This window comes from Limimaricola cinnabarinus LL-001 (genome assembly GCF_000466965.1).
Classification (GTDB): Bacteria; Pseudomonadota; Alphaproteobacteria; order Rhodobacterales; family Rhodobacteraceae; genus Limimaricola; species Limimaricola cinnabarinus.
On the sequence record NZ_BATB01000091.1, the window covers coordinates 1 to 9,476 of the forward strand.

Annotated in this window: 9 protein-coding genes and 2 pseudogenes; all 11 read right to left on the reverse strand. The window is 65.9% G+C overall.

The window, feature by feature from the left end:
• Nucleotides 1–151 precede the first annotated feature (151 nt).
• On the reverse strand, nucleotides 152–1,375 hold the full coding sequence (hemA, locus tag MBELCI_RS17300; RefSeq protein WP_021695543.1) for a 5-aminolevulinate synthase: 1,224 nt from the start codon (nucleotides 1,373–1,375) through the stop codon (nucleotides 152–154).
• Nucleotides 1,376–1,378: 3 nt separating this feature from the next.
• Nucleotides 1,379–1,810: a DUF302 domain-containing protein gene (locus MBELCI_RS17305; RefSeq protein ID WP_021695544.1), complete on the reverse strand. Its 432-nt coding sequence runs from the start codon at nucleotides 1,808–1,810 to the stop codon at nucleotides 1,379–1,381.
• Nucleotides 1,811–1,917: 107 nt separating this feature from the next.
• Nucleotides 1,918–3,243: a c-type cytochrome gene (locus MBELCI_RS17310; protein WP_045320439.1), complete on the reverse strand. Its 1,326-nt coding sequence runs from the start codon at nucleotides 3,241–3,243 to the stop codon at nucleotides 1,918–1,920.
• On the reverse strand, nucleotides 3,227–4,483 hold the full coding sequence (gene soxC / locus MBELCI_RS17315) for a sulfite dehydrogenase (RefSeq protein WP_021695546.1): 1,257 nt from the start codon (nucleotides 4,481–4,483) through the stop codon (nucleotides 3,227–3,229). Before soxC ends, MBELCI_RS17310 begins: the two co-directional genes overlap by 17 nt.
• Nucleotides 4,484–4,521: 38 nt before the next feature.
• The gene (gene soxB, locus MBELCI_RS17320) at nucleotides 4,522–6,216 is read right to left on the reverse strand and encodes a thiosulfohydrolase SoxB (protein WP_021695547.1); all 1,695 of its coding nucleotides are present in this window, start codon (nucleotides 6,214–6,216) and stop codon (nucleotides 4,522–4,524) included.
• 85 nt (nucleotides 6,217–6,301) lie between these two features.
• Nucleotides 6,302–7,161 (reverse strand): annotated as a pseudogene (soxA, locus tag MBELCI_RS17325) (sulfur oxidation c-type cytochrome SoxA).
• Nucleotides 7,162–7,192: 31 nt separating this feature from the next.
• Nucleotides 7,193–7,522, reverse strand: coding sequence for a thiosulfate oxidation carrier complex protein SoxZ (gene soxZ, locus MBELCI_RS17330; RefSeq protein WP_021695549.1), 330 nt, complete (start codon nucleotides 7,520–7,522; stop codon nucleotides 7,193–7,195).
• 23 nt (nucleotides 7,523–7,545) lie between these two features.
• Nucleotides 7,546–7,968: a thiosulfate oxidation carrier protein SoxY gene (soxY, locus tag MBELCI_RS17335; RefSeq protein ID WP_021695550.1), complete on the reverse strand. Its 423-nt coding sequence runs from the start codon at nucleotides 7,966–7,968 to the stop codon at nucleotides 7,546–7,548.
• Between the two features lie 23 nt (nucleotides 7,969–7,991).
• Nucleotides 7,992–8,467, reverse strand: a pseudogene (soxX, locus tag MBELCI_RS17340) (sulfur oxidation c-type cytochrome SoxX).
• A gap of 115 nt (nucleotides 8,468–8,582) precedes the next feature.
• Nucleotides 8,583–9,143, reverse strand: a complete 561-nt coding sequence (locus MBELCI_RS17345) for a thioredoxin family protein (RefSeq protein ID WP_021695553.1) — start codon at nucleotides 9,141–9,143, stop codon at nucleotides 8,583–8,585.
• Between the two features lie 12 nt (nucleotides 9,144–9,155).
• The coding region (locus MBELCI_RS17350) for a sulfite exporter TauE/SafE family protein (RefSeq protein WP_045320440.1) at nucleotides 9,156–9,476 on the reverse strand (321 nt) is incomplete at its 5' end.

Here is a 9,476-nt window from a genome sequence, read left to right on the forward strand (position 1 = left end):
AAAAAGAAACGGAAGGAGACGGCACCATTGACCACGTCATGAACCAGCAAACATAACAACCGGGCGGGTCAGATCTCGGTGACAATGCTGGGTCAGTTCTCGGTGACAGCCAACATGAAGGCGGCGGCGAGACGGATCATGGCGGTCTTCCTTATTGCGCGGCCATCGGCACGCGGGCGATGCGGCAGCGGTCCCATAGCGTCTCCAGCGCCTTTGCAAGGCGGTCGAGATCTGCCTCGGAATGCACCGGCGACGGCGTGATGCGCAGCCGCTCGGTGCCGCGCGGCACGGTGGGATAGTTGATCGGCTGGATGTAGATGCCGAACTCGTCGAGCAGCAGATCCGACAGCCAGCGGCACTTGACCGGATCGCCCACCATGACCGGCACGATGTGGCTCGGGTTCGACAGATGCGGAATGCCCGCCGCGTCGAGCCGGGCACGCAGTACCGCGACCCGCTCGGTCTGCAACCGGCGTTCGACGTCGGAGATCTTGAGATGCCGCACGGCGGCCTGCGCACCTGCAGCGACCGCAGGGGGCAGGGCGGTTGTGAAGATGAAGCCCGAGGCAATGCTGCGCACGAAGTCGCACAGCGCGGCCGAGGCCGCGATATAGCCGCCCATCACGCCGTAGGCCTTGCCCAATGTGCCCTCGATCACATCAATACGGCCCATCAGCCCCTCGCGCTCGGCAACACCGCCGCCGCGCGGGCCATAGAGACCGACGCCATGCACCTCGTCGAGATAGGTCAAGGCATTGTAGCGTTCGGCCAGATCACAGATGCCTGCAATGGGGGCGATGTCGCCATCCATCGAATAGACACTCTCAAACGCCACGATCTTGGGTGCGTTGGCGGGCAAGGCGGCGAGCTTGGCTTCGAGATCGGCGAGATCGTTGTGCTTCCAGATGACCTTCTCGGCGCGGCTGTGGCGGATGCCCTCGATCATGCTGGCGTGGTTGCCCGCATCCGACAGCACGACGCAGCCGGGGATGCGCGAGGCCAGCGTGCCCAGCGACGCCCAGTTCGACACGTAGCCCGAGGTGAAGAGAAGCGCCGCCTCCTTGCCGTGCAGATCGGCCAATTCGCGCTCCAGCGCGACATGGTGGCGCGTCGTGCCCGAGATGTTGCGGGTGCCGCCCGCGCCGGCGCCGACCTCGTCGATGGCCGCGTGCATTGCAGCCAGCACGTCCGGGTGCTGACCCATGCCGAGATAGTCGTTCGAGCACCAGACCGCCACCTCGGAGGGTACAGGCCCGTCATGGCGGGTGGCGGCGGGAAAGGCGCCGCGATGACGCTCCAGCTCGGCGAAACGGCGGTAGTTGCCCTCGTCGCGCAGGCGGTTCAATTCGGCGGTGAAGAAGCTGTCGAAGGCCACCCGTTACTGCCCCGCTGCCTCTTTCGCGATGCCGTCGAGCAGCGACTGCACCTCCTGTATCGGGTCGTCGGGCATTGCCCGATAGCCGATCTCGACCGCGCCTTCCTTGTCGGTCACGAAGATCCCGTAGGGGCAATGCGCGATGTTGGACGGATCGGCCTCCATCACCTTGCGCGACACCACCGCCGAGCAGAACAGGAACACGTCCGCGGCGTCGAAGATCGTCACGTCGCTGCCTACGTCCTCGCCGGTGCGGTTGAGCATGTCGCCGACGCGGCTGACGTAGTCGACCACCAGCCCCTCGCCGATGATGGCGCTCTCGACGCTAAAGGTGGCGTCCTCGAAGCTGCCGTCGAAGGGATAGGTGACCACCTCCTGCGCCGAGGCGGTGCCGCCTGCAATCGCGGCCACCGCCGCCAAAAGGATCCGTCTCATCGCCTTACTCCTCCCCTGTTGCGGGTCGGGCCGGACATGATCCGGCCTCTCTCCCGTGCCGCCATGGCGGCGATGCGGGCGGCCCTGCACGGGCCGCCCGGAATGGCTCACTCGGCCTGCGCTTCGAGAAAGGCGGTGATGGCGGTGATGTCCTCGTCGCTGCGCAGGCCCGCGAAGGACATCTTGGTGCCCTTCAGATAGGCGCGCGGATCGGCGAGGAAGCCCGCGAGGCTTTCGTGATCCCACACCAGGCCGTTCGCGCCTGCTTCTTCCATCGCGCCCGAGTAGCGGAAGCCCTCGACCGCGCCGGCGGTGCGTCCGACGATGCCGTTGAGCTGCGGGCCGCTGCGGTTCTTGGCGTTATCGCCGACTTGGTGGCAGGCCGAACACTTCTTGAAGACACGTTCGCCCGCTGCGACCAGTTCCGGATCGGGCGCAGCGCTGGCCTCCTCGGCCGCCTCCGCCGGGGCCGCTTCCGCGTCGGCACCTTCGGCGGAGGCATCCCCTGCCTCGTTTTCAGCAGCCGCGTCTTCCGGCGCCGTGGGCTGGTCGCCCGCCACCGCCTCTTCGGCGGGTTCCGCATCCGCGGGCTGCGCCTCGGCCTGCTCCTCGGCCTCGACGGCGGTCTCGACAACCTCGGCGTCGTCTTCGTCCGAGCCGGGCGTCACGTCGAGCACGGCAGCGCGCATGGTGATCTCGACATCGTCCTTGCAGCCTTCCATGCAGACCTCGCCAGAGAAGGCAGTCAGCTCGGTCTCGGGTCGGTCGTCGGGCTTGAAACCATCGGCATTGGGCATCTCGACCTTGGCAAAGCTCTCGTTCGACAGCTCGAAGTCATCCTCGACCACGTTGTTGAGATAGAGGAGATAGGCGGTGATCGCGTAGACCTCGTCCGGCGTGAGCGATTGCGCGTCGCCAAACGGCATCGCGCGATGCACATAGTCCCAGACTGTCGAGAGATAGGGCCAGTAGGAGCCGATGGTCTTGACCGGGTCCTTGCGCTCCAGCGTCCCCTGACCGCCGGCAAGTTGCGGCCAGCGGCCGACCGCCTCGCCGAAATCGCCGTGGCAGGAGGCGCATTGCGCGACGAAGACCTCCTCGCCGGTCCAGACGTCGCCCGATCCCACCGGCAGGCCCTGCCCGTCGGGGCGGATATCGATGTCCCAAGCGGCGATCTCCTCGGGCAGCGCCTCGCGGCCCAGCCCGTAGCTGCCGTCGCGGGCCGGAGCGAGGGGCTCGGCATCGGCCTGCGCAACGGTCCCGGCTACAGGTTCCGGGGCCTCGCTCTCCTGCGCATTGGCAACGGACACGAAGGACACGCGTGCCGGGGCAGGCATGTCGACCACGAATTGGTCGGCCAGCACATAGGCCAAGGTCAGCACGCCCACCGTGCCGGCGGAGGCGGGTGCGAGGACCTTAAGAAACTTCGACATTTTCCGCCTCGCCGCGTTCGTTGACATGCCAGGTCTGGATGCCGTTGTTGTGGTAGATCGAGTTCTCGCCGCGGATCGCCCGCAGATCGTTCTTGGTGGGCTGCACATAGCCGGTGGAATCATGTGCGCGGCTCTGCAGCAGCAGCGGTTCTCCGTCCCAGTCGAACTCGAAGTAGAAGCGATGCATCGACTTGTCGAAGCTCGGCCCAGACATGCGCGCCTCCTGCCAGTTCTTGCCGCCATCAAGCGTCACGTCGACGCGCGGGATGGTGCCGCGGCCCGACCAAGCGACGCCGGTGAGCACGGTCGGCCCCTTGGAATGCAGGATCGGCGTCTGCGGGCTGGGGTTCGTGATGACCGACTTGGCATCCATCTCCCAGGTGAAGCGGCGGGCGATGCCGTTATCCAGTAGGTCGGTGTATTTCGACGTTTCCTCGCGGTGGTGCCATGGCTGGTCGCCGACCTCGATCCGGCGCAGCCATTTGATCCACATGTTGCCTTCCCAGCCCGGCACGACGAGCCGGACCGGGTAGCCCTGCTCGGGGCGCAGCGCCTCGCCGTTCATCTTGAAGGCGACGAGGCAGTCGTCCATCGCCTTCTCGATCGGGATCGACCGGGTCATGGCAGAAGCATCGGCACCTTCGGGCATGATCCATTTGCCGTTGGTTTTGACCCCCGCCTCATCGAGCAGCAGCCGCAACGGGATGCCCGTATACATGACGTTGTGGATCATGCCATGGGTGTACTGGCAGCCATTGAGCTGCGCGCCCGCCCATTCCATGCCCGAGTTCGCCGCGCATTCGAGGAAATAGACCCGGTTCTCGCGCGGGAAGCGCATCAGATCCTGCATCGTGAAGACCAGCGGCTTGTCGACGAGGCCGTTGATCATCAGCCGGTGCGCCGCCGGGTCGACCTCGGCGATGCCGGCATGGTGCCGCTCGAAGCACAGCCCGTTCGGGGTGATGATCCCGTCGAGCTCGTGCAGCGGCGTGAAGTTGACCGAAGAGACCGGATCGGCGGTCAGCCAGTCGACATTGCGGCGGATGACATGCGCCTCGTATTGCGAGGGTGTGCCATAAGGGCGGGCATCGACGCCGTCGCCCAGATACTGCATCCAGGGCTGCAGCTCGGTGATCGCCGGGTCGGCTGTCTGGGCAACCGCGCGGCTGCCTGCGACCGCGCCGCCGGCGGCAAGCGCGCCTGCCAGAAAGCCACGCCGCGAGGTGGCAGGATTACTCATGCTCGGGGTCCTCTTGTCGTCCATGTCGGCGGGGCGGCTCATCCGGCCACCACGTCGACGCTGTTATTGGGATCGATGGAAACGGTGCCCTGATTGCGGATGTGGCTTTCGACCACGTCCCAGATCGCCGGACCCTCGGTGCCTTCGTTGACGCTGGCCCATCCGGCCACGACGTAGGTTTTCGCGGGGTCGATCTTTTCGCCCGACGACAGCAGCGTCATCTCGGTGACGCGGCTGCCCTGCGGTTGGGCGATGTCGATCCGGTAGCCCATGCCGCCGACGCGGACCATGTCGCCGCCCTGCTGGTAGTAAGGGTCGGGGTTGAACAGGTTGTCGGCCACGTCCTCGATGATCAGTTTCAGCGTCTCGCCTGTCATCTCCGAGCGGTAGGCAGCCGGGTAGCTCATCGCGGTGGCGTTGAACACGTCCTCGCGGGTGATCTCCTGACCGGGCATCAGCGAGGCCCCCCAGCGAAAGCCGGGCGACAGCGCGATATCGGCCTCGCGCTCGGAAATCAGCGCGTTGCAGATCAAATCGTCCCAAGTGCCGTTGAAGTTGCCGCGCCGGTAAAGGAGTGAATCCGTCGTGCCCAGCACCTCGGCCATCTCGTCCTTGAACGGCGCGCGGGTCTCTTCGACCAGTACGGTCATCTCCGGATCGGGGGCGATCACGTCCGAAAAGATCGGGATCAGCCTGTGTGTCAGCCCCTTGAGCGCGCCGTTCTGCACATCGAGATCGACGCGGCTGACGAACTTGCCGTGGCTTCCGGAGGCGATCAGATGCGTGCTGCCGACCAGCACCGGCTCGGGCAGGGCGTCATGGGTGTGCCCGGTCAGGATCACGTCGATGCCGGGCACCTGCGCGGCCATCTTGCGGTCCACGTCGAAGCCGTTATGCGACAGCACCACCACGACCTCGGCGCCGGCGTCGCGCGCCTCCTGCACCACCTCGGCCATCCGCTCCTGGCGGACGCCGAAGCTGAGATCGGGGAACATCCAGTTCGGGTTGGCGATCGGCAGGTAGGGGAAGGCCTGACCGATCACGGCGATCGAGGTGCCTCCGCGCTCGAATATCTTGTAGGGCTCGAAGGCCGGCTCGTCCCAGGTCGCGTCGAAGATGTTGGCGCCGAGGAAGGCGGGGTCGAGCTCGTTTTCGAGGATCTCGTTGACCCGGTCGATGCCCAGCGTGAACTCCCAATGCGAGGTCATCGCGTCTGTGCCCAGCGCGTTGAACAGCCGCACCATATCGGCGCCTTGGGTCTTGAGCGCGGGCAGAGACCCCTGCCATGTGTCGCCGCCATCGAGCAGCAGCGCGTCGGGCCGCTCGGCGCGGATTGCCTTGAGCACGGTGGCGACGCGGTCGAGGCCGCCCATCTTGCCGTATTCGCGGCCCAGTGCGACGAAGTCGTCATAGGTCAGCGCGTAGTCGAGCGGCGAGCCGTCCTCGATGCCGTAGAGCTTGCGGAAGGCGGCGCCGGTGACGTGGGGCACGAGGTCCTGCGCCTCGCCGACACCGAGGTTGATCTCGGGCTCGCGGAACCAGATCGGTTGGGTCTGGGCGTGGATGTCGGTGATGTGGATCAGCGTGACGTTGCCGGGACCACCAGTGCCGATCAGGTCCTCCTGAGTGAGCCGCTGCTGGGCGGCGAGCCGCGACCAGTTGCCGAAACCCGAGGCGCCCCAGAGAGCGGAGGCGGCGAGGCCGGCCTGAAGAAAGTGGCGGCGGGGGATCATGGGCGGTTCCCTGTCATCGGATGCGCATTCTTGAATATGTTGGGGCGGAAGAACCCCGCCGAGCGATAGCCGGGCGGGGTGTCGTTCAGTTGCGGACGGAAGGGCCTTCGACCGAAAGGCCGTTTCCGCGCGAGGCCACATAGAGTTCCAGCGCCACGAATTCCGGGCTGCCCGGCGCGAAGGTTTCGGCGCGGGTGTCGCGGACGCAGCCCTTGAACCGGTCATGCACCGCGTTGAGCTTGCCGTTCTTCAGCCGGTAGGTCGGGAAGCCGTTGATCTGGCCCTGACTCAGATGGTCGGCCCGGATCATGTTGTCGTAATTGTCCTCGTGGCAGTTCGCGCAGGCGAGCTCGAGCTGGCCGTAGCGGGTGTAGTAGATCTCCTTGCCCTGCTCCCAGGTCTCCTGGGCCGGGCCGTCGATCGCCACATCCACGGGCATGCCGCGCGAAACCGAGGAGATCAGTGCGACCATCTCGGTCATCCGGTTGCCGGTATAGTCCCACGGCTCGGCCCCGGCGCGCTCGGTCACGCATTCGTTGACCTGCATCTCCAGCGTCTGCACCTCGCCCTTGGCCTCGTCCCATTTGGGATAGACCGCGCGCAAGCCTCAAGCGCCTCGGGGCTGTCGTGGCACGAGGCGCAGGACTGGTCGTCGGGGCCCATGGCGGTCTCGAAATCGGCACGGGCGTTGTCGACGCCGATCATGCCGGGATTCTCGAAATCATCCATTTGCAGCGCCTGCGTCTCGGGCGAGCGGTATTCCCAGCCCGAGAAAATCTCGGAGATGTATTCCATGTGCTCGGGCGCGGGCGCCCGGGTCACGATCTCGATCTCGCCGTCGATGACGAGGTTCGCCTCCTGCGCCATCGCGGCGGGGGCAAGGGCGGCCGACCCGGCCAGCCCGAGTGCCGCCCATGCAGCGCCGGTCCTCAGCGTCTGTCTCATCAAGGTCTCCTCCCTTGCCCTCTTCGTGCCGTCAGGCGACGGCGATCTCCTTGGTGTCCTCGTAGGTCGACCCGTCATCGTCGATCCAAGTGAAAGTGAAAGTGCCGCTTTCGGGGACCTTGGCCTGAAACTCGAAATAGGGGTTGGTCGAGATCGCGGGCTCCATCGCCACGTCGATCACGGTCTCGCCGTTGAACGCGCAGGTGAAGCGGTTGATGATCGAGCGCGGGATGAGGTTGCCCTCCTTGTCCTTGCGCTGGCCCGATTCCATCGGGTGGCTGATCAGGGTCTTGATGGTGATGACCTCTCCGGCGGCGGCTTCCTTGGGGACGCGGACGCGGGGGGTGACGTTCTCTGCCATGTCTCTTGCTCCTTGTCCCGAACTCAGCCGCCGCAGCCGCCGATGGTCACCTTCACCTCCTGCGCCGCACGCGCGAAGCTGCCGTCGGACATCTTGGCGATGGCGACGACCTCCTGGGTGCCGGCGAGGCGGATCCGGGTCGAGGCCATCTGCGCGCCCGCCAGCGGGCCGAAATGGAACACGCCCACATCGGGGTTGGGGTTGCCGGTGGCCAGCAGGATGATCGACTCGGCGCCGGGGGCGTCGACCTCGACCGGCACGGTGTTGCCGTTCTCGGCGATCTCGGGTGCGGTAAGGGTCAGCCCCTCGCCGGTGATCTCGGCACCGCCGGTGAAGTTGGCGATCAGCTCCTCGGTCGGCGTGGCCAGCGCCATGCGCCCGCCCAGCATCACCGAGAGCCCGCTGCTGGCCATGATGGCCAGCGTCTGTCTGCGTGAAAAGCTCATTTCTCTCCTCTCCTGCCGCACGATCACTCTTCGCGCAGCGTCATAAGATAGGCGACCACGTCCTCGACCTGCTGCGCGGTGAGCAGCGGATCGAGCGGCTCGGTCCCGGCCTTGCCGGTGAAGCCGTCGCCCGGACGGATGAAGCCCGTGGTCTTGTAAAAGGCGGGCATGATCGTACCGGGGAACGTCATCTTGCGTTCGCCACGATCCCGCGCAGATCCGCCTCGGCCCAGCGATCCGCCGCGCCGTCGAGCGGCGGGCCGACTTCGCCGTGAAACGGCACCTCATCGAGCGCGCCCACCGCGTGGCAGGCCACGCAGTTGCCCAAGCCCCGATCGGCCATGACCTCGGCGCCCGCCTTGGGATCACCGGGGGTGCCGCTCAGGGAGGTCTCTATGGCGCCGTATTCGCCGTAGGCCACCTGCTGCGGCGCGACCTCGGCCTGCGCGGCCGCGCCAATGAACGCGAGCGCCACGGCAAGGGTGATTTGTCGCGACATAAGTCCTCCCTGCGGCATTTTGTCCTCCAAACCGACGTTACTCCGGACCAAGCGTTCCAATCAACAACATATTTAATTTATTGAATACGGCTCGGTCCAGCTCAGGGCCGAGACGCTATTCAGCTTGGCTTTCAAGCATTCTCGCATGGTATTTCTGAAACGGCTCATCGCCCGCGTAGCCATGTTCCAGCACCCAGCTCAGCAGGTTTCGGGTGGTCGCGGGGCCGAACGCGCCCGGCATTACCGCCACCGCCGACTCGGCCGCCATGGTCTCGGTCGGTACCTCTTCGGGCAGGAACATCATCGTCGGCGTGAAGAGCAGACCCCAGCGCGAGATCATCTCCTTCTCGGGCAGGGTGGTACCGTCGAAATCGGTGACGTCGAGGTCGCCGAACATGTTGAACTGCACCACGAAGTAGTCCTCATCCAGTGTCTGAGCGATCTCGGGCCGGACGAAGACGTCCTCGTGCATCTTGCGGCAATAGATGCAGCCGCGCTGTTCCACGAGCAGCATCAACCGCTGCCCGGCGGCGTTCGCCTCGGTAAGGTCCTCGCGCAGGTCGAGAAAGGTCTGGCGCATCCAGGGCGCCTTGTGCAGCCCGTCATCGCCGATCTCCGCAGCTGCGGGCAGAACGGAAAGGAAAAGCAGCGCGAACGCGTGTCTGAGGCGGATCATGGTGGGCTCCTGTCATCCATAGCGGCTGAAGATGGCGAATTCGTCGAGCATCCACTGCGCGATCAGGTTCACCGAGTCGGTGGCGATTAGCAGCCCGAAGGCCACGAGCAACGCACCGGTCAGCTTCTCGACCGTTCCGAGATGGCGCCGAAAGTGGCGCATCAGGCGGGTGAAGGGGGCGACGAAGACCGCCGCCAGCAGGAAGGGCAGGGTCATGCCGACGCCATAGGCGAGCAGCAGCCATGCGCCTTCTGCGGCGGTCTGCAGGCTGCCCGCGGTGAACAGGATCACGCCGAGCAGGGGGCTCACGCAGGGCGTCCAGCCGAAGGCGAA

Excerpts from the sequence above, each read along its gene's own strand:
- MBELCI_RS17345 (WP_021695553.1), bottom strand. The coding sequence starts at position 9,143 with ATGATCCGCCTCAGACACGCGTTCGCGCTGCTTTTCCTTTCCGTTCTG.
- MBELCI_RS17305 (WP_021695544.1), bottom strand. The coding sequence starts at position 1,810 with ATGAGACGGATCCTTTTGGCGGCGGTGGCCGCGATTGCAGGCGGCACC.
- soxZ (WP_021695549.1), bottom strand. The coding sequence starts at position 7,522 with ATGGCAGAGAACGTCACCCCCCGCGTCCGCGTCCCCAAGGAAGCCGCC.
- soxC (WP_021695546.1), bottom strand. The coding sequence starts at position 4,483 with ATGAGTAATCCTGCCACCTCGCGGCGTGGCTTTCTGGCAGGCGCGCTT.
- soxY (WP_021695550.1), bottom strand. The coding sequence starts at position 7,968 with ATGAGCTTTTCACGCAGACAGACGCTGGCCATCATGGCCAGCAGCGGG.
- MBELCI_RS17310 (WP_045320439.1), bottom strand. The coding sequence starts at position 3,243 with ATGTCGAAGTTTCTTAAGGTCCTCGCACCCGCCTCCGCCGGCACGGTG.
- soxB (WP_021695547.1), bottom strand. The coding sequence starts at position 6,216 with ATGATCCCCCGCCGCCACTTTCTTCAGGCCGGCCTCGCCGCCTCCGCT.